Raw genomic sequence first — 21,612 nt, forward strand, 5'->3', positions numbered from 1 at the left:
ATAGCTTAGTCCGATATTCAGTATTAACTCATTAATAATATCTCAATACCCCCCTATCTATTCCGCCGCCATGATGCTCATTGAAATATAATAATATCCTCAACTCAATATCTTGATTTTTAATTAGCCTGGTCAAAATTATTGGCTTCCACATACTGAAGTGACTCCAAAATCAGCCTTAGCTGGAAAGCCACGATTCTGCCTAAGGGCAAAAAAAAAGCCTGTGACATGGTCACAGGCTTAGAGTAGAGTACTTTTATTCGAGGCCCTTGTCCCGCATTTTTACGAATTCATCGTACCTGCGATATATTGCTACAGCAAATCCCATGAGCATCACGATTGTGCCCATCCAGAGCACATTGATATAGGGTTTTACTAATGCTTTCATGACTACATAGTCCTTTTGGGAGCTGTTCATCGTAAATACAAACTGATTGGTCTCGGGACTAATATTTTCCACCTGGATCTTTACGCCCAGATCATGATTGATCGCTGGAATTTTGCCTATTTGGTTTCCCCTGATGAGGAATACCGGGTCCAGCTTGATCTCCCGATCATTGTCATATACGAGTAAGTGGGCCTTCACCGCGATATCGCCTTCCTGGAGGTTCACACCTTCCAGCTCTTCCAATACCTCACCGCCCTCAAAAGTGGTCACATAATCACCGAGATGGAACTGCTCGCCAGGCACGACTTCATAGCCTTGGTCATCGCCCCACTCAGGATCACCATAGCTGTTGATCGCAGAGATATGCGTATAGAGATCCTTATCAATAAAGTGCCTGGAATCTGGAGATGAGATCAAGCCCATGGTCGGATTGGGCTGTGACATTGGGTAAAGCGTAAACTTCAGCTCCTGATCCTGGTAATATTCTATTTGGAAATAGCTGTTTTCATTAAGGATAATATCTACTTCGTCTCCTTTGGAGAAGTATTTTTCACCATCCACCACTATATCCTCGGTGGCCAGCGCCTTATTTACCTGGTCTAGCTCCTCCAGTTTATTTACACTTACATAGCCTGGTACACCCTTCAATTTCTTATTTCTACCTCTGTACACCACATCATAATCCTTCATCTTTAGAGGCTTATTGATCCAGAGCAGGACATTTTCTTTATTTAACTCATCCTCCCAATCCCGCTTATAGGTCAAGCCAGAATTATTGATCGATATCACATCCGAATAGCCGGAGGAGAACATCACGCCGATGAGGATCATCCCCAAACCGATATGGGCGAGAGATCCACCAGCGAGTTTGAGGGAGGATTTTTTAAGTATCTTGACAAGGATGGTGGAATTCGCCACAATGGTGAATGTACCTGCCATCAGGATGATCATATAGGTAAAGTCATATACCTTGGTCAGGCTGATGATCAGTGCAGTCACCAGCAGCGACACTATATAAGGGGTAACCAAAGCATTCTTAAGGGCGGTTTTGTCCATTTTCTTCCACCAGAAGAACTGGCCCACGGCGGTAAGCAGGGCAAGAGCCACGCCAAACCAAAGCTGAAACTTGGTATAGAATTCCACCTGATCTGCCGGTGGAGCCACATTGGACACTCCTCCAAAAGCCTCCACAATCGCGTTAAACACAGGAATGGAGGTAGGCAATATCACTTGGAAAGCCATCAATCCTAAGGTCGTGGCTCCGATAAACACCCAAAACTCGCGGGAATATACCGAAGCTTCCTTATCTGAGGTAGGGATATCCTTCCATGCCCGGGCAGATAAGAATATGGCCACAAACATAAAGAAGAAAAGATAAATCAATAGCTGACCGGAAAGCCCTAAGTCGGTAAATGAATGGACAGAGGTATCACCAAGTACGCCACTTCTCACGAGGAAAGTCGCATAAAGCACCAGGATAAATTGCAGGATAACTAGCACAATCGAGGTCTTCAGGGCCGTGCTGCTTTTCTTGAAAGTGATCATGGTATGTATAGAAGCCACGATGATCAGCCAAGGCACATAGGAGGCATTCTCCACAGGATCCCAGTTCCAATATCCACCAAAATTCAGCGTCACATAAGCCCAATAAGCTCCCATGATGATACCCATTCCGAGAATGGAAGCGGAGAAAATCGTCCATGGCAATGCAGGGCGGATCCACTCCTTATAGCGCTTGGTCCATAGGCCTGCCATCAGGTAGGCAAAAGGCACTAAGGTGGAAGCATAGCCCAGAAATAAAGTAGGAGGGTGAATTACCATCCAGATATTTTGTAATAGCGGATTAAGTCCGGTGCCATCTGCAGGGACAAAATCGGGGTTGATATCAAATATTGGCGCTAGCGCCACATCTCTCAATAGGATAAACGGAGAACTCCCGATCTTAAGATCGCCGATGACCACTCCTAGGATCATGGATACTAAGAAGGCCTGTACCAGAGAGAAAACCACCATTACGGGGCCTTCCCAAGACTTATTGGTATGGATGAGAAACAGTCCTAAGAGCACATCCCAGAAAATCCAGAGTATAAAACTCCCTTCTTGTCCTTCCCAGAAGCTGGAAATCATATAATGGACGGGGAGCGCGCGCGAGGCATGCGAATAAGCGTAAAAATATTCGAATCGGAAATTATAGATGATATTAAAAAGTACTACGGCAATGGAAATAGCCGACACGGCATGGATATAGAAGAATATCCGGCTAAACTTACGCCAAGATTGCTTTTCTATTTCGGCGACTGTTGTATATTTATAATAAGACCATGCGGTAACAATGGCACTAACAAAGGCAATAATTACCATCAGATGGCCTAAATTACCTATAAAGGTATTAATCATAATAAGTGGGAAATCAGAATGAGCAATTTGAAGGGTGAGTTTTTAGTTAGTAGCTGCTACTTCACGAAACTCGTTGTCCTGGTATTTTGATGGACATTTCATCAGGATTTTATCGGCCACAAACATTTCTTGCGATTTATAGGCGCCAATCACCACGACCTGTTCGGAGCGAACAAAATCAGCGGGTACCGGTTCATTATAGTACACTTGTTGTTCGGTGCCATCATTATCCACCATGGTGAAGGTAAAGGAGGTCTTGTCTTCACTAACCTCTAAGCCTGTCACCGTGCCAACTGCGTCTTTCTTAAGGCTTCCTACCACATGGATGGGATCTTCATCCCCATTATCTGCCATTTCCTTAGCGGTAGAAAAGCTCTCATATGAGCTGGCATCACCAATAGAGGTAATAATAATCACAATAGCGATGGCGATAATTCCTAAGCCAATAATATGTCCTTTTTTCATGAGTTGCTGAGATGTTAACAAACCTTACGCAAAACCTGGGCACAGGTTTGCTTAGCTTTTAAATTCTTTTTCTAATCGTGACAGTTTCTTATCAGTTCCTATGAGGTAAACCAATATTCCTCCCATAACGATCCCTATGACACCAACTAAAACGTAAATTTTTCCGTTGGACCGCATTTCGTCGGCCATCTCCACGCTATAGTTTTGGTAATCTTCCGTCTTGATTTCTTTCTTTTCCTGGGCCACCACCTGAAGGCTGATGAATAACAGGAAAACCACGAGCCATTTTCTCATTTATTGTTGATTGATGAGTTTATCTTCTAATTTTCTTTCCAATCTTTTGGTGCGGATACGCAGGGTGGCCAGCCATACACCGACCAAAGTCCATGCAATAATCGCTGGGTAAAACACTGCGCGCAAGCCGCTGTCAAGGTCATAAGCGTTGAAGCCGGGATTCCCCCCATTCCCGGGGTGAAGGCTATCGGTCAGGCGTGGCAAGACAAAAATCAAGGGCATAAATGCCGCAAACGCAAAAATATTATATACCGCTCCTATCCGCGCACGCTGATGTACATCCATCAGCGAATTTCTCAATACCAGATAGGCAAAATATATCAGTAAACCGATCGCCGCCGCATTCTGCTTAGGATCTCCACTCCAATAATCTCCCCAGGTAAACTTGGCCCACAACATCCCCGTCACAATCCCCAATACCCCAAAGAGTATGGCGGCATTGGTAAACTCAATCGCGATATCATCATGTTTTAGCTGGCCAGATCGCAGGTACTTAATGCTGTACACCACAGCCACCACCAGCATGATGATCATCCCAAACCACATGGTGACATGGAAATGTAATGCCCGGATGGTTTCATTGAGAATGGGTAAACGCGGTACTTCAAAGAGAAGACCGGCGACAATCGTGTAGGCTAAAAGGATGATCGCCAATACTTTCCACCAATATGCTCGCATGCTTATAATTTGCTTTTACGCTGCAAAAGTAAGGTATAAACTCCTCATTTTCGACCTTTTCAGCAAAAACTTAGTATTTCCCTCCTCCTAATTCCAAAAAGTGATGCTTTTAGAGAAAATTACCTCCATTTTATGTCATTTATCGGCTTTATTAATATACGTCTCCAAGGCCTCCACATATTCCAAAAATGCCTGCTTGCCCGTATCAGTAATCCTACAGGTCGTCAGCGGAAAATTATCCCGAAAAGTCTTCTCCACAGCGATATAGCCGATGTCTTTTAGCTTGCTGATCTGTACCGACAGATTGCCGGAACTAGCGGCCGTCTTTTCCTTCAGATACTTGAATTCCGCCTCCTCCACGCTTATCAGCAGAGAGACGATCGCCAGCCGCAATTGATTATGTAATATTGGATTTAAGATTTTAAACATTCTTCCCCTTATCTCTAGTCATAAATCCGCTGAATAGTATACTGATTATGCTGGAGCCCTACACCGGAATCAGGCTCCATGCTTTTTCTAATCTTGCCAGCAAATATAGCTAATGCCAGTCCTCAGCCAAAAATATCAGGAATGCAATGCCGGTGTCTTCCCTCCCTTATTGGCCGCAGGAGCCATGCTATGCGCTGGAATAATATAACTAAATAGAACCGCAAGCATCAGTAATAACAACTGGTGCTGGAAGGGTTGGTAAAAAGCAATTACCCCGCAAAGAATGCTGCCCAGCCCTCCAAATAGCAATACCCTGAAGCCCAAAGCAGTACCACTGGCATAGCAGGCTACACCATATAAAATCATCATAAAAGGATACATAGCGGTCCATGCCAGCTGCGGGCTGCCCAGCAGCACTGCAAAAATCGATAGACTCAGGCCTCCCCATATCCCCGCCATCACCCGATCCATATACGTCCTTACCCGAGCCTCATTCTTACGCTTCCGCAAATATAATACATGCACCAAACCTGCAATTCCCATCGCCCCCCACACCATATAGGGATGCTCCACCCTCAAGATATAGCCCAAAATATAATGCAATCCCGCACAAGCCAGCGTCATATATCCCCACATAAAATATAAAAACCGGTCCTTGTACAGATTGTACTTCGTCGCTTCCACCATAGAACGGATCATCTGGATCTGTTCACTTGGGTTCTCTGGTCTCTGATCTTTCATACTATTATTGATTCAATGGTTAAACAAAATTTTCCCTCTATTCACTATCCCCAATCAAAAGATTCCTCGCCACCATGCAGTCCATTTTACCCCGCATCCCATCCCTCTCAGCAAATGATCTTCAGATATAAATCGTAATTGAATAGATTCAAATATAAAGTAGTTTATAATATAAACCAAATAATAATCAGAGTTTTATAAGTAGATAATCTACTTAGCTCAGTGTAATGAATTTTGTTTTAACCTATTTTCTTCCCCTGCAAAAAATGCCATTGTTAGAGACCTATCGAACCAAAGCTAGCAGCAGGTGGGGCTGAATCACCAGGTAAAATGATATTGCCCGGAGGGCAAAACGATCCTCCCCCCTTCCAAATCAGGGTACTGGGACAGGTCTGGGCTGGCTGCTTCGGGAAGCTGGATTATAGCCCTGGTATTTGGGGGAATCTGGATGCTCCAGTGCATTTGCTGGTTCTTTCTTTCCCAATGGCTGAGGATCTGCCCATATGGACATTCGTAGCTCACCCGTGCCCAGTCCAGCCCCTCCGGCATGACGGGAGCCAATACAAATTCCTTAAAACCTGGATTTTCTCCTGCTTTTATTCCTCCCAGGTATTCATAGTACCAGAGCATCAAATCCNCAAGCAACATGGTGTGATTTTGAGAGTTCATGCTAGCCTTGGCCACATTGCCGTGCCAAAGTTCCCAAATGGTACTAGCGCCATTTTCCACCATATACCCCCAGCTGGGGTAGCTGGTATTGGTGGCCAGCTGCAGGGCCAGATCTGCCCGGCCAAAATCCGACAGGGTCCTCATCAGCCACTGTGTGCCAATAAGACCCGTGCTAAGGTGCCCTTGATTTTTGACCATAATGGTATTGACCAACTGCTCGAATACCCGATCTTTGTCCTGCTCATCCACCATTCCAAAGGCCAATGGCAAAAGATTATCCGTCATCTTATTGTCTCCGTAATAGCCTTCCTCAGGCTGGTAAAAGGCCTCCTGAAAACCCGAAAGCACCTGGTCTCTAAGTTGCTGAAAACAGGGGATATCTCCTTCCTGTCCACTAAGAGTGGCAAAATCAATCATCAGATTCATGAAATAATAATAGTAAGCAGTACTGATCAAGGGACTGGGGCGCTTGACGTCGGCATTTTGTCCCCGGCCAGCTTCTATGGATGGCGGGGGCACCACCCAGTCACCATAGCTATCCTTGGTCAGCACAAAGTCAGGGCTCATATATAACTCCTTCATATAGGCCAGCCACTTCTTCATAGCGGGATAGTGCTCGCGAATGACACTGGTATCGGCCGTCTGCTTATAGAGCATATCCGCAATCATCAGATAGGTGCCCGGCCAGGTCATATTGTCACTGTAATATCGCCAATAAGCTGGCGCCACATCAGGAATGCTGCCATCTCCTCGCTGAGCATAGAAGATATCCTCCAGCCACTTGCGGTACAGCCTGCTATTGTCAAACATATAATTTTCACCATAGGCACCTACAGCACGATCCCCCAACCAAGGCTGGCGTTCATTTCGCTGAGGACAATCCACCGGCATTCCTTTATAATTGCCCGCAATTCCCCACCAGGCATTTTGATATATCTGGTTTAGCATGGGGTCTGAGGTCTCAAACTGCCCCACCGTACGGATATCATCATACACCACCTGGCCTACAAAATCCTCCAGTATTGGCGGATCGAGGAGACCGGAAACCTCCACAAACCGAAAACCATGGTAGGTGAATTTGGGCTCCCAAATTTCGGTTTCCTGCCCTTTTAGGATATAGGTATCGGTGACTTTGGCATCGCGAAGATTGGTCAGGAATAGCTCGCCATCCTCTTGAAGCGACTCCGCAAAGGTCAGCCTGACCGTGTCACCTTGATTGCCTCTCACACGGATGCGCAGCCAGCCCACCATATTCTGGCCCATATCCAGCATATACCGCTGCCCCGCCCTTGCGCTTATCGCTACAGGCCTTAGCTCCTTCATCACCTTCATATTCTCATTGAGCTGAGCTTGGTAATCTCCTCCAGGCTCCTGCACATACTCTGCGGGCAGCCAGGAAGAATCATCAAAACCGACCTCATCCCAAGCCCCTAATTCCTTATTGGCATCGTAATACTCCCCATCGTATTCATTATTATTCCTGATGGGGCCATCTGCGGTGCCCATCCATTGGTCGCTGGTGCTGATGGTCTCAGTGGTACCATCTTCATAGTTTATGATAATATTTAACAGCAGTTTTGGGAAGCCAAAATTCTTAATTTTATAAGCTTTATAATGCTGCCTCATCGTGAAATACCGTCCATTCCCGAGGACCACGCCCACCGCATTGCGCTCTCCTGCACGTAACCTATCGCTAAGGTCAAAGGCATTGTATTTTACATTCTCCTCATAGTCGGTCGGCGTAGGAGCCAATACCGCATCGCCTACCTTCTGACCATTTAGACTCAGCTCGTATAATCCCAGACCAATGATATAAGCAGTGGCAGATTTTATATTGTCCTTTGGGACAAATTCATTTCGAAAATACCGGGCGCCCATAGTTGGGAAAGTACTTATTTCTTCCCAAGGAAAAGCCCTGTCAAAACCTATCCATCGCCCTTTCCAGTCCTTTTGATACCGAAGTCCCAACCGCCAGTGGTATACTGCTGACCAGTCACTTTCTCCCCTATTGGTCCAGACCTTTACCTTCCAATACACTTTGGTATTGGTCTGGAGGGGCTTCCCCGCATAAGGTATTCCCTGGCTATCGCCAGAAAGCAATTTTCCAGAATCCCATAGGTCCCCCTGGCCTTTGGCCAGTAGATCTTCTGAGGAGGCGACTATCACCTGATAGGCCTCCTGCCAAAGCCCTTTATGGCTACTTTCCAGTTGCCAGCTCAGCAGCGGTGCAACTCGGTCAATGGCCTCGGGATTATGAAGCCCTTCTACCTTAAGCCGAATGACCTGTACTCCTCCTGCCCAGGCAGGAGAAATGCTGCCAAATAGCATAATTAGGATTATAGTAAGCTGCTTATATTGCATATCTCCAGAGTTATTGATTTTGGGCGAAGCCTGAGTCTATTGATGGTCCGAGCTTGGCGCTGCTATTAGTGGGCTTAAGCTAGGCGAATTGGCGATCTTTTCACCATTCACCAGCAGGGTAAGCCCTTGGCCTTTATGGTATTTCTGTCCAGTCTTATCCCAGATGATCGTGATGACCTCTTCATTGTACACAATATTGTCCAGGCAAAACCAATCCCATTTTTCCTGAGGAATCAGGGGATGTACCTCCACTTTGCCATCCGCACGCGGGCGGAATCCTAGCAGTCCGGTGATGATCAGATCATTGAAGGTGGAATGGTTATAATATCTGCTACGCTCCTGGTCCCCCTTCAGCCAGTAGCCGGTCTTTTCATCCAGGTATTCCCCGATATAAGGCCGACCGCGATAATATTGACTTTCCACATACTTCTCCATCTGGTCAAAATAATCTTGCTTCCCCACCCTATCTTGCTTATAATCCTGGAGCAGATGGGCCATGGCCGTGAGCGTCTGCGCGCTGGCAAAGGGCCAGATAGCTCCATCCCACTCACAGTTGCAGCAGCCATGAGACCTGAATTCCGGGTGGCGGCACTCTGCGGTGGTCAAGCCAAAAGGAGCGAGGAATCCCCCCTCATCGGTCAACTGATCCCAGGCCGCATCATAGCTCCTGCGATCTTCGGGCAGGTCAAAGTACCATGGGATAAAACCTATGGCTTCCCGCACTCCTGCAAAGCCCCCGTCCTCCTTCAGCGTCTCAAAAAACATACTTTCGGGATTCCATAGCTTTTCCTGTACCAGCTCCTTTAGTGCGCTGGCTTTTTGATCATATACTAAGGAGAGTTCCTCATCACCTTTCAATTTAGCCATGGCCGAGAGGGCCTTTGCATTGCCATACATATAGCTATTGATGGTGGGCCGCACATTCTTCTCGTGCCTTCCTCCACTGATGGATTCCTCCATACCGTCCTTCACATCGATCTGCCAAAACAAACCATCCTCACGCTGACGATTGGATTCCCACCATTCATAATCCTCCACAAGGTCTGGCAATAGATCCAGAAGGTAATCCTGGTCTCCATTCAGCAGGAATCGCTGGTATAAGGCATCCGCCGTCCAGCTGCTGAAGTTATGCAGCTTGTCCATAGGCTTGCCTTCATTGCCACGATACCAGGTGTGCACGATCTGATCCAGAAATTCCTGATTATGCAGCCAGCGGGACTCATAGATATGATGCCCCAGGGCGCAGCTGATCAGGTTATACTGATCAGCATAGGATCTCTCCACCAAAAACTCCGTCATGGCATAGCCGACGGGGCTTTCTTTGATATGCTTCCGCAATGTCCACCATCGGTAATAAAAGATCTCCTCAAAGTTCTTTTGGGGTACCTCCAATAAGGGAATATTCTCCTTCATCCAATGCCAGGAATCCTTATTTGGAATAGCCTGAATAATATTCTCCTCCTCCATTTGATTGAAGTAATCCACATAATGCCTGAAGTCTTCCTTCTTCAATACCGCGGGCTCCTGTGCTTCCGCCTGCGGCATAAAGGAGAATAGCCATATTGGCAAAAGAAGGAAATAGCTTAATTTCGGGTAGTGCATTGCTAATAATAGGTTTAATTCTTCAGAAATCTTTCATGCTCTATGCTGGCCATGATGGCTGGGGCATTGGCTTTGACATCATTTTCCTTGATCGGCTCAGAGATATAATAGTCGAAGCTTCCATCTCTATTGCCATCTCCTCCGAGTCCAGCAACGGAGCAGGCGTCGGTCACCGATACAGTCCCGTCCTCTTCCACCTTAAAAAATTGCTCTACCAGTCCTTGGTATCCAGCCTGGGCTACGCTAAGGTATTCCTCTGGCAAATAGCCGTTGCGTAGGCCTTTGTAGAGGAAATACACAAACATCGCCGTACCAGATGACTCGAGGTAATTACCTTCACGATCGCCTTGGTCGATGACCTGATACCAAGCACCAGTCGTTTTATCCTGATTTTCTTTTATTCCTACCGCCACCTTATTGGCAATTGCGATAAGCTGCTCCCGCCTTGGATGGTCTGCAGGCATATAGTCCAGCACATCCACTAGCGCCATCAGGTACCAGCCTATGCCTCTGCTCCAGAAATTAGCGCTCAGGCCAGTTTGCTTATCCGCCCAAGGCTGTGCCTTACGCTCATCCCAGCCATGATAAAGTAGATGCTTCTCTGGGCTATATAGCACCTCAAAAGCCGCCTCCAACTGGCCAATCGCATCTTCCAAAGCCTCCGGCTGATCAAAGGCCTCCGCGTATGCAGCCAAAAAAGGCCCCGCCATATACAAGCCGTCCAACCATACTTGATGCGGATATTTCTTCTTATGCCAAAATCCTCCATCCGACACCCGTGGATGATGAGCCAATTGCCGCATCAAGGTATCTAAGGCAATGCGGTATTTTTGATCTTTTGTTTCCTGAAATAAGGTGATCAGCACTTTCCCCGAATTGATATTATCAATATTATACGATGCCAGATCATAGGTCTTGATGGTCCCCTCCTCACTGATAATATTATTTCCAAATCCAGCTACAAAATCCAGGTATTTCTGCTCTCCAGTGTATCGCCACATATCTAGCATCGCCTTAGACTCCAGGCCCTCATGATAGCCCCAGTAGGGATCTTTTACTATCCAATCATCGAAACGAATCAGGTCTGAATCGGCTAGGCGGCTGGACCATTTCACCGTCTCAGTGGCCTTATTGATCTCGGTGGACTGTACTTTTTTATTTCCGCAGGAAAACAGAACGATTCCTAATGCCAATGCAAGTGAAAGATGAGCTGCGTACTTTTTCATAACTTAATATTTTAATGATCCTTAGTCTTCAAAACCCTTTTTGGCTGGCGGGGATCAGCTGATGAGGTGCCTCAGCCTTATTTAATCTAGTTCCCGATGATTTGGTAAACTTCGCCAGCCACAGTGGCCAGATCATACTCGGTATACTCAGGTATTGCCAGCTGGCTAAGCGGCGCCTGCTCCGCAATGATAGGAGACTTTACCTCAGGAAGTTCGAAAAAAGGGTTGGGGTTAATGCCATTGGCTTTTTTCAGGCCTTTAGCCTTCAGATTTCCGGAAAGCCTCAGCCTTAAGTTGCCGCCGAGGTGCGACTTGATGACTAACTTATCCACCTTATGATCCTTCCAGCTAAGCTCCACTATTTCGAAGCCAGCCCTAGCCCGGAGGCCGGCAATAGTACCAGAGTCCCATACGCTCGGTAAGGCAGGGAGCAGGTGAATGGCCCCGTCATGACTTTGCATCAGCATCTCGGCGATGCCTGCTGCACAGCCGAAGTTTCCATCGATCTGGAAGGGAGGATGCGCATCAAACATATTGGCATAGGTACCGCCACCACGGGTGGAAGGCGTCACCAGACTGAGCTGGTTTTGGAGTAATTTATAGGCATGGTCACCATCGAGAAACCTCGCGCAGAGGTTGACTTTCCAGCCCATGGACCAGCCTGTCGAAGGATCCCCTCGATACATCAGGGAAGTCTTGGCGGCCTCAAAGAGCTGGGGCGTTCGGAAGGGGGACAGCTGATTGCTGGGAAATACCCCATACAGATGAGAGATATGCCTGTGCTTATCCTCGGGGTCATCCCAGTCCTGCATCCATTCCTGCAGCTGGCCATGCTGGCCTATCTGCATCGGTGCCAGCCGCGCTCTGGTGTTCCTAAGCGTATCTGCAAAGGACTCATCATGGCCCAGGATTTCTGTAGATCGTATCAAATTAGAGAATAAGTCAAAAAGCAACTGGTTATCCATCGTCACCCCAGCGGCAATCGCCGCTCCATGAGGATGGCTATTTTCCGGCGAACTTGAGGGTGACACCACCAGCCAGCCGTGCTCAGGCTCTTCTTTGAGCACATCGAGAAAAAACTGCGCTGCTCCTTTCATGATAGGATAGGCTTCCCGCAGAAACTCCTGGTCTCCACCATATAAATACCGCTCCCACAGATGCTGGGACACCCATGCCCCTCCACTGGGCCACATTCCTGAAGCAGCATAATCTATCGGCCCGGTGATCCGCCAGAGGTCTGTATTATGATGCAGCACCCAGCCACGAGCCCCATACATCATCTCAGCTGTCTCCCGCCCTGTCTCGCTGAGCTCCTTTATCATCTGCAAAAATGGCTCATGCATCTCACTGAGATTGGTCAGCTCCGCTGGCCAATAGTTCATCTCCGCATTGATATTCACGGTGTACTTGCTCTCCCAAGGTGGAAAAAGCATATCGTTCCATATCCCCTGAAGGTTGGCGGGCTGGCCTCCCGGCTGGCTGCATGAAATTAATAAATAGCGAGCAAACTGAAAATACAAAGCCGCCAGCTGCGGGTCTTCCACCTGCGAGAACTGCTCGATACGCTGATCGGTGGGATTAGCCATGGCTTCGCTGCTGCCAAGATCTATGGACATGCGATCATAAAACTGGCGATAATAGCTCGTATGGGCACTTTTGATGGTAGAATAATCCTGCTGAAGTGCAGCCTCTAATATGGCCTCCGACTTCTTTTCATATTCGACCGACAGGTCTTTATAATTCTTGAAATTGGTGGCTATAGATATATAAAGCAGCAGCTCATCTGCTTCTTGCACACTGATAAGTCCATCCTTGACCACCAGCTCTCCGCCTTTATTGATGGGCTTGATTCTTCCTTGAAACTTCACACTTCCACGCTGATGATCATGCGTCTGTGATTCGCCGGATAATGTAAGTTGATCTCCTCTCACCCGTGCCATGGCATTATCATGCGGGCTGGTCATCTGTACATTACAGGTGATGCTTCCAGGCTGATCGGCTGTCAATCTCACCATAATCACATCATCTGCAAAAGCACTAAAAACCTCCCGATGATACCTCACCCCATTGGCGATATAGGATACCGAAGATAGGGCCTGCTGCAGGTCCAGGTCTCGGTAGTATTCGGAATAATTCTGATGTCCCGGAAAGGAGATATACACATCGCCAAAGGTCTCATAGGGCATACCATCATTGGTTTGGGACCGTATTTTCTCATTGGCGAGCTCCTGCGCCGCCTGGTATTCCCCCTCAAAAATCAATTTTTGAACATACGGAATGGCTTCCTTGGCGCGGGGATGAGCATTGCTATTGGGCGATCCGCCCCAGATAGTTTCTTCATTTAGCTGTAGGCGCTCCACCGCTGGCACCCCAAAAACCATCACTCCCAGGCGTCCATTCCCCAGAGGAAGGGCCTCATTCCAGTTGGCGGCAGGCTTATCATACCATAGCTTCCATGTCGTATCCTGTGCCAGGGACCTCCCATAGGAGAGCATAAAAGCAAAAAGTACTATTAATGTCAAATGCCTATTCATTGTATTCGGTTATTTTGGTGAATTGTATATTATTGGGTCATATTACTTATTTGAGCTGCATCAGGCGGTGACTATTTTTAGCTTTGCGCCGTGGCGCAAAAACACTATAAATCCACGACTCATACGCTCTACTCCTAAACGAGGGAAGCCTAGGGTCATCCGCCATTTCCTGGGCAAATCCATCTCCGGAAGCGGGTCAATTTCCCTCCAGCAACTCAAACAAGGCCTCTCGTCCCTGCACTGCATGAGCAGGCAATAGGCTACCATCGGCGCCAAATACCTGCAAGTCCTGCTCGGATAAAATCGTGATATTATCTTCTGCTACCTGTCCCAGCTGATTGAGGAGAGATTGCGGGTTTAGCCCCAGGTGTTTGGCCATAAAGGGGTACATGGCTTGTCGCTTGGAGAAGCCGTAATCATGTCCTTCTTGGGAAAAATGACTATTGATCAGCAGGTCTTCTTGATCATAGAAACCATATATTCTGCGGATATAGGGAAGCTCCAGCTCGGGAACCGAATGGGTCCAGTCGCCTCCGTCAGAGATGATGAGCAGTGGTCGAGGAGCGGTCATAGCGGCGATTTCCGCATTATTAGTTCCTCCACCGCAGAGGTGTATTGGCTTCCCGCTCTCACAAGGGCAGCCACCCGAAAAGTGGGAGGAGAGCATAACGGTGGGCACAGACACGGTGATGCGATCGTCTATGGCGGACAGCAGCATGGTCTGCGAGCCCCCGCCGGATCCTCCAGTGATGCCCACGCGCTGAGGGTCTGTTTCTGGCAGGGCAGTCAAATAGTCGATCCACTGGATGCCATTCCAAGTCTGCAAGCTATGCGCCGCAGCCAAATGATGGTCCTCACTGTCGAACTGTAATAATGACTCGCCCCAGGCAAAGAGATCATAGCCCACCACGACCGCTCCCATCCGGGCCAAGGTCGCACTTCTGATCTGCTGGCTTTCCCGATAGCGGCCCTGGCCAAAATGACCATTTGGCATGATGACAATCGGGAGGTTTTCTCCTAAGGGAAAAGGTCGGTAGATGGAGCCCGTGGTGAATATTCCCGGCAACACTTCCAAGGCAATATTCTCTACGGAATAGCCCTCAAAGATTTTTCTTTCATTCACAATCGGGGCATTATTCGGAGCGGCAGGCAAAGCTTCCAATGCCAAAGCCTCCATTATACAGGCTTTCAGAAGGGCTTTTCGGTTTTCCCATTCCTCAAGGTTATGATAAGTGGAAGCCAAAAAGTCCAGCTGCTCCTCGGCAGCAGAGCGTGATTTCTTATGATATTGAAAGGGCTTTATGGTATAATGACTGGCATCTTCTTTGAAAAAAGTCAGGTCAAAAGGCGCCAGTACCGCCGTGAGTGATACCTCCAAATTTCCCTGTCTGATTCGCCAATACGCATAGTCAAGGGATTTTCCCTCCACGAGCTTAGGCTCATATTTCAGCTGCACCCCAAAGATCTCCTCTATTTTTGTCAGGCTGGCAGCAAGGTTTTCACGGTAATTATGATCCGAATCCTGGGCCAAGCACCGCCCCAGTCCAGCCATAATAAAAAGGAGGAAGGCTAAGAAGAACTTGTTTTTGGGGGAAGACATAGGCTAGACCACAGGTTTTTGGAGTTCGAAATAGCGATATACAGCCTCCGGCCAAGCGTAACTGCCGGGCTTAATCGTCAGGACCATATCTTTGCCTTCCACCTTCAGCCTCACCACCCCAGGGCTGAGCTCCTGCATAGGGATCAATGCGCCCAAAGCCAGCTCCTCGATGACAGCACAGGTGGTCGCCCCACCTTCCAATAATAACTCCCTAACGGGAATTTCTTGGATGACTTTAGCCACTGCCATGGCGGTACGTTTCTTGAGCACTGCGGGGTAATTATCGAATTTCACCTGCTTACTTCCATAGGCCATGATCACGCGATCTCCATCGAGCAAGCCATCGGCAACATCATCCACCCAGGCCTCAAGGGCTTGGTCGCTGAAGGCCTCTTGCATAAGACCAAGGGGCATTTCGCTTAGATGAACGCCTTTTTCCACTGCTTTATGTACAAAGTCTTTGCTATTTTGGTGGCTGCTACCTGCGATCATCAGGCTATTGCCTACGAAAGATAGAGGGTCTGGCTCCTGGCCTCGCATCCAATCGGGAAAGTTTCGCTTTAGGCACATCTCAAAAAAGGCCGCACTGCCTGCCGGCAATACCGAATCATCCATAAGGCTGGCCCAATCATAGAGGTCTTGCATATTCTGAGAATCCGGGATGTTAAACCCTATATTCAGGTCTTCCTCTCCCGAAAACATCCCATAGGCCACTGGCATTTCGCTTTCCCTCAGCAAATCCTTAACATTGGAAGAGAAGGCGGGGAAGGTGGGATCATCCTTAAAGCTGGTTTCGCTCAGCGGATTACCTTTGACATAATATTCCCCATGGCTGATACTCCGACCCGTATAGGGATTTGCCGGGACCAACAGAATCTTGCTCTTGTGCATTTTTTGGGCCAGCACTTTAAGTTCGGCAGCCACATGCCCACGCATGGCCGAGTCAGATTTCTTAAATATCCAGGTAATGCCCATGGCGAGGAGCTCGGCGGCGATCCTATCGGTCTCGTGGATGGCCTGAACTTCTGACATGGATCGGGTGTCGGTGGCTATCACCATTACCTCCGCCCCATGGATGGGGCTGGCATCCAGCGCAAAAGACACAGGAATACCCCATCTCAGGCATACCCCTGCTATTTCGGCAGCGCCGGTAATATCATCAGCTATAACTGCTATCATATTTTTTTCTGTTTATGGCCATCGGAATGGCATAGTCAATCGCTAAGTTTAAGGCATCTTCGGAGGCTATTCCCTGCCCGGCAATCTCAAAGGCAGTACCATGATCCACCGAGGTGCGGATGATGGGCAGGCCAAGAGTGATATTTACCCCCTTGACACTTTCCATCGTTTGGGAAGTATTGTCCCATTTGAAGCCAATCATCTTGAAAGGAATATGACCCTGATCGTGATACATAGCCACGCAGCCATCATAATATCCCTGCACGGCCTTGGCAAATAATGTATCAGGAGGCACAGGGCCGAAAGCATCTATCCCCTCCTCCCGGGCAGCAAGCACCGCCGGAAGGATCTCCAGATCATCCTCCGTCCCGAATAAACCTCCGTCACCGGCATGTGGGTTTAGCCCGGCCACCCCGATACGGGGCTTGGCTATCCCAAACTGTTGGCAAGCTTCCTGTAAAAGATGGATTACCTCCAGTACTCTTTCCTTCTTCACTAAGTCACAAGCCTGCCGAAGCGGCACATGGGTGGTGACATGGATGACGCGAAGGTTTTGCTCCACCAGGAGCATGGCATATTTCTTTGTATTGGTATATTCAGCGTAGATCTCAGTGTGCCCAGCATAATGATGCCCGGCCAGGTTGATCGCCTCTTTATTGATCGGGGCGGTGACGGTGGCATCCACCACCCCGGCAAGGGCAAGCTGGATTACCTTTTGGACGGCCTCGAAGGCTGCATTTCCTGCCATAGCGCTCACCTTGCCATATTCCAGCTCCTCCACCTTTACATTGGCCAGGTCTATCACCTCGAGAGTCCCACTCTCATATCGAGCTTCGGAAACCTCCTGCAAGGCAGATACCTTCAAGGAACTCCCGAGCCGCTCCACCGCCAGCGAAAGCGTCTTTGCATCTCCCACCACCACAGGCCGGCATTTGCTATGCAAGCCGCCAGCCTGAAAGCTCTTCACAATGATCTCCGGTCCTATTCCAGCCGGATCACCCATGCTGATCGCTATTATTGGTTTTTCCATTATCTTCATTTTTTATGGACATCGATGGAGGATCGCTGGCCTTAAAGCCTCACCTCCCTCCACGGTCTCAGTCCTCTGATCCCTGAAAATAGGCCGGGCAGCAATCGCTCTAGGCCCAGCTTACTTCCTCTAGCCTGCTTACGAAATCGTATTAAGGCTACTTTATACACTATTTATCTAATATTCTTATGTATTCATTAGTTTATGCAAGCCGGGAAAAGCCGCCATTTCCTCGCCTGATTTGGATCAAAAGAGGCTATAGTAAATCTGCTCGGCATCCTCCAAGGTCATTTCCTTAGGGTTATTTTTCAATAAACGGCTTACCCTCATGGCCATAGTCGCCAGCTCGGTGACATCTTCTTTCTCCACACCTAAGTGGCTAAGATCCTGAGGTATATTACATAACCTCACCATTTCCTTAATTTTCTCCAGCCCATTTTTGGCTGTTTCTTCAGGGCTATTACCTTTTTTTGCCCCTATGGCTAGAGCGATTTGCTCATGCTTTGATACGTCGGAGGACAGGTTATAGGCCATGACCTCGGGCAGCAAAACGGCATTTGCCAATCCATGAGGCACATGATACTTCCCACCTAAGGGGTACGAAAGCGCATGTACCGCAGCGGTATTTACTGGACCCAAACAGAGTCCTCCATACATGCTTCCCAAAGCGACCGCCGTCCTGGCCTCAATATCGGAGCCATCGGTATAAGCTCGGAGGAGGTTTTGTCCGATGAGCGAAATTCCCCTTAGCGCATAGTCATCGATCAGCGGATGGCTAAACTTATTTGTATAGGCCTCTATGCAGTGAGACAGGGCATCGATCCCTGTTTCTGCGGTGATCTTTGCTGGCAAGCCCAGCGTGAGATCAGGATCTATATAAGTAGCATCCGGCACCAAATACGGACTGATCACCCCTTTCTTCTCCATCGTCTCCTCATCTAGGAGAATGGCATTGGGCGATACCTCGCTGCCTGTACCTGCTGTGGTAGGAATACATATCAAGGCTGTTTTCCGACTTTCTAACAAATTTATACCAATAAATTCACTTAACTCACTTGTACTGTCCTGCATCGCCGCCAGGATCTTCGCCAGGTCCAGGACACTGCCGCCACCTATGCCCACAATCACCTGAGGCTGAAAGGATTTTACCTCCCGGAGGTATTGCTGGTATAAGCCAAAAGTAGGCTCGCCTGCCTCATATACCGAAAGGCGCAGCCTGATACCTGATGCCTTCAGCCGGTCTATCCCTGGTTTTAGCGCCTTAGTCAAGGGCTCAGCGATCAATAAATATACTTTTTTGGGCGCAGCCTGCAGGGTATCCTCCACAAATAGCTCCCACGATCCGCTGCCAAAAACCAGCTTTGAAGGTTGTAATAACTGTATTGCCCTCATGAAAATTCCTTTATTTTTTCCGTCTTATTTTTTCCTTTCAGATAACCGTATATCGTGAGGTTCTCGGGCGCTTTGGGGCTAGGGAAAAACAAGCTTGCTCCATAGCCAACCACCAAAACGATCACATGACTGTACACCCCAAGCATATACTTATGCTGTGTGAAATTATATTTCCCTAAATCCAAAAGAAGTTTTTCGTCTCCCCCAAACCCCATGGGGCTGGAGGTAAGCAGGGCGTAGGCCGTAAAGAGTACACATGCCGCTATCCCCACATATAAGCCTTGCTTATTGGCGCGTCTGCTGAGTATGCCTAGCAGGAATATCCCTACTATCCCGGCAGAGAATATCGCATATAAGCCAAATACGGCCCCGAGTACCCCCTGACCATCCCATAGAACATACAGTACCGCCACCACCGCCGCAGCAAGACCAGAAATAAACACTAGAATCCTCCCTACTTTCAGCTTCTGCTGGCTGGTACAGTGGGGCCTGAATCGCTTATAATAATCCTCCACGCCCACCGCCGCAAGGCAGTTCATATCAGAATCCAAACTAGAAATCGCTGCCGCCGCCAAGGCCGATAGTACCAATCCGGTAACACCGGGTGGCAGCTGGCTCATAATGAAATAAGGGAATACCTCATCCACGCTCGTCCCCTCGGGCAGTGCAGCCCCAGAGCTATTATAAAACACATACAGCAGCGAGCCTATGAGCATAAATAAAGCCCAAACCGGAACGCTCAGAAAAACGCCCATATAGGCCGCCTTCTTGGCCTCCTGATCATTGCGTGCCGTCAGGTACCGCTGGACTATCGTCTGGTCAGTGCCATATTTCTGAATCGCATAGAAGAACCCATTGAAGACCATCACGATGAATGTCAACTGTGTAAAATCAATATCGTAAGGGCCAAAACCTATTTTATTCATCTCAATGGCCTTGCCCATCACCTCCGAAGGCCCTCCCTCGGGAACAAACAATAATAAACCCAGGCAGAATAAGCCCCCGCCAATCAGCAGAAAACCCTGAATGACATCCATCCATATCACCGCTTCGATTCCGCCCAGTAAGGTCAGGACTATGATTACAAAGGTGAGTACCCCGATAATCAGAAATATATCGATCCCAATCATACTACTCAGAGCAAGGCTGACCAGGTACAATACCGTTCCCATCTTAGAGAAATGGGTCAATACAAAAGCTAGGGAACTGTATAATCGAGCAAAGAAGCCAAAGCGCTTTTCGAAGTACTCATAGGTGCTCAGGCCGATAACCTTGCGAAAAAGCGGGACAATCACCCATATCATGCCCAGCAAAACGATGGGTACCATAAGCCCCTGGACCAGCAAAATCCAATTGGATTTATAGGCCGCACTAGGATAAGCCAGGAAGGTCACACTGCTGATCAGCGTGGCAAAAATAGACATGCCTATGGCCCAGGCAGGGATTCCTCCTCCACCCGCAAAATAATCTTCGCTGCTTTTTTGTCGCTTGGAGAAATAAATCCCCATCGCTATCGTCCCCAGAATCGAGAGGATGATCAGTAAATAGTCTATCCAGTGTAATCCGCCGTTCATTCGGTATTTTGGGTTATTATTATAGAATAATTTTGCGCCGAGCAAAGCCCTCAGGGAATGCCCGGTATCCTAATACAGCAGCCTACAAGGCTCGCTAAGCCATATCCTGCTGCTCATTGCTGGAGTAAAGGGTTTACCTGGCTCCACTGAGCCAGTATTTCTTCCACCTCCCCCTGCTCCAGCTCGCTCAAAGGGGGCTTCATATACTGCTCACATAATCCCTGATGCTTCATTAGCACCTTTAATGCCGACAGAGAGGCCCCAAGACTGCGTCCGGACTGGTAGATTTTGGCCACCTCATCACTTAAGTTTTGGTAATGTCTGGCCCTGGCATCCTCGCCATTTGCTGCCGCAGCATATAGTTTTTGGTATATTTCTGGGACAATATTACCCGTGCTGGGCACAATACCATCTGCCCCTGTCCTGATGCTGTCTGCGGACTGAGCACCCCAGCCACAAAAAAAGGAAAAATCAGGCCTTTGGCGATAGCGACCGATCGTCTCTGCCATTCGCTCACCATCCCTTTCGGAGTCTTTTAGTCCCCAGATATGAGGGTGATGACTCATCTCCTCCACCACCGATAGGGGGATGGACATCTGGGTAGTGGCCTTGATATTATACATCAATAAGGGCCCCTGAAGCTGCTCTGCCAATCGCTCAAAATAACGCTTCATCTGATCCGCCGACAGGATATAGTAGGCAGGCAATGTGGCCACGACAGCATCCACCCCCAGGTCCAAATACTGCTGACCTCTGCCGGCTTGCTCTGCCACATTATTACTCACCAAGCCTGCATAGACTTGCTGATGGGCGGATTTGGAGGCGATTGCTGCCTTCACCATCTTATGACTTTCTTCCTGCGAAAATGAAGCCGACTCCCCCGTGGTCCCCAGCAGAAGCGGCGAAATATCATACCGGGCAAATGCCTCCATGATCCTAGCCACCGCCTCTATATCTATCTCCCTTTTTTCATTCAGTGGAGTCACCATCGGCACCACCACCCCCTTATATTTCTTTTCCATAGGTATCATTTTGTCTTTTTCATTAGCCCCT

General features: G+C 48.3%; 16 protein-coding genes. All 16 read right to left on the minus strand.

All coding sequences use genetic code 11. The features are described 5' to 3' along the window. Positions 1 to 256 precede the first annotated feature (256 nt). Entirely contained in the window at positions 257 to 2,785 is a 2,529-nt protein-coding gene (ccsA, locus tag B050_RS0101835; protein WP_018472166.1) for a cytochrome c biogenesis protein CcsA, read from the minus strand. Positions 2,786 to 2,827: 42 nt separating this feature from the next. Then, positions 2,828 to 3,250 carry a cytochrome c maturation protein CcmE domain-containing protein gene (locus B050_RS0101840; protein ID WP_018472167.1) on the minus strand — a complete coding sequence of 141 codons (423 nt, stop codon included), beginning with the start codon at positions 3,248 to 3,250 and terminating at the stop codon, positions 2,828 to 2,830. Positions 3,251 to 3,301: 51 nt separating this feature from the next. After that, on the minus strand, positions 3,302 to 3,544 hold the full coding sequence (locus B050_RS0101845; protein ID WP_018472168.1) for a CcmD family protein: 243 nt from the start codon (positions 3,542 to 3,544) through the stop codon (positions 3,302 to 3,304). Next, positions 3,545 to 4,222, minus strand: coding sequence for a cytochrome c biogenesis protein CcsA (gene ccsA / locus B050_RS0101850; RefSeq protein WP_018472169.1), 678 nt, complete (start codon positions 4,220 to 4,222; stop codon positions 3,545 to 3,547). 135 nt (positions 4,223 to 4,357) lie between these two features. After that, positions 4,358 to 4,651: a winged helix-turn-helix domain-containing protein gene (locus tag B050_RS0101855; RefSeq protein WP_018472170.1), complete on the minus strand. Its 294-nt coding sequence runs from the start codon at positions 4,649 to 4,651 to the stop codon at positions 4,358 to 4,360. A 135-nt stretch (positions 4,652 to 4,786) separates the two neighbouring features. Beyond that, complete coding sequence (locus B050_RS0101860) at positions 4,787 to 5,392, minus strand: hypothetical protein (RefSeq protein WP_018472171.1); 606 nt, start codon at positions 5,390 to 5,392, stop codon at positions 4,787 to 4,789. A 318-nt stretch (positions 5,393 to 5,710) separates the two neighbouring features. Then, positions 5,711 to 8,422 (minus strand): alpha-L-rhamnosidase, encoded by a 2,712-nt coding sequence (locus B050_RS0101865; RefSeq protein ID WP_044201467.1) that lies wholly within the window; start codon positions 8,420 to 8,422, stop codon positions 5,711 to 5,713. Between the two features lie 36 nt (positions 8,423 to 8,458). Continuing rightward, on the minus strand, positions 8,459 to 10,024 hold the full coding sequence (locus B050_RS0101870; RefSeq protein ID WP_157492485.1) for an MGH1-like glycoside hydrolase domain-containing protein: 1,566 nt from the start codon (positions 10,022 to 10,024) through the stop codon (positions 8,459 to 8,461). Between the two features lie 14 nt (positions 10,025 to 10,038). Further along, complete coding sequence (locus B050_RS0101875; RefSeq protein ID WP_018472174.1) at positions 10,039 to 11,250, minus strand: glycoside hydrolase family 88/105 protein; 1,212 nt, start codon at positions 11,248 to 11,250, stop codon at positions 10,039 to 10,041. 86 nt (positions 11,251 to 11,336) lie between these two features. Next, a complete protein-coding gene (locus B050_RS0101880; protein ID WP_044201472.1) occupies positions 11,337 to 13,784 on the minus strand; it encodes a glycoside hydrolase family 95 protein in 2,448 nt (815 codons plus the stop codon). Between the two features lie 196 nt (positions 13,785 to 13,980). Further along, positions 13,981 to 15,384, minus strand: a complete 1,404-nt coding sequence (locus B050_RS0101885; protein WP_018472176.1) for a dienelactone hydrolase family protein — start codon at positions 15,382 to 15,384, stop codon at positions 13,981 to 13,983. A gap of 3 nt (positions 15,385 to 15,387) precedes the next feature. Beyond that, entirely contained in the window at positions 15,388 to 16,563 is a 1,176-nt protein-coding gene (locus tag B050_RS0101890) for a four-carbon acid sugar kinase family protein (protein WP_018472177.1), read from the minus strand. Continuing rightward, complete coding sequence (pdxA, locus tag B050_RS0101895; protein WP_026235543.1) at positions 16,544 to 17,593, minus strand: 4-hydroxythreonine-4-phosphate dehydrogenase PdxA; 1,050 nt, start codon at positions 17,591 to 17,593, stop codon at positions 16,544 to 16,546. The genes B050_RS0101890 and pdxA overlap by 20 nt, the downstream gene beginning before the upstream one ends. A 246-nt stretch (positions 17,594 to 17,839) precedes the next feature. Continuing rightward, positions 17,840 to 18,985 carry an iron-containing alcohol dehydrogenase gene (locus B050_RS0101900; RefSeq protein ID WP_018472180.1) on the minus strand — a complete coding sequence of 382 codons (1,146 nt, stop codon included), beginning with the start codon at positions 18,983 to 18,985 and terminating at the stop codon, positions 17,840 to 17,842. Then, positions 18,982 to 20,559: a sodium:solute symporter gene (locus B050_RS0101905; protein WP_018472181.1), complete on the minus strand. Its 1,578-nt coding sequence runs from the start codon at positions 20,557 to 20,559 to the stop codon at positions 18,982 to 18,984. Before B050_RS0101905 ends, B050_RS0101900 begins: the two co-directional genes overlap by 4 nt. Positions 20,560 to 20,672: 113 nt before the next feature. Then, on the minus strand, positions 20,673 to 21,581 hold the full coding sequence (locus B050_RS0101910) for a dihydrodipicolinate synthase family protein (protein WP_157492486.1): 909 nt from the start codon (positions 21,579 to 21,581) through the stop codon (positions 20,673 to 20,675). Positions 21,582 to 21,612 lie beyond the last annotated feature (31 nt).

Source organism: Echinicola pacifica DSM 19836 (assembly GCF_000373245.1).
In the GTDB taxonomy this organism is placed as follows: Bacteria; Bacteroidota; Bacteroidia; order Cytophagales; family Cyclobacteriaceae; genus Echinicola; species Echinicola pacifica.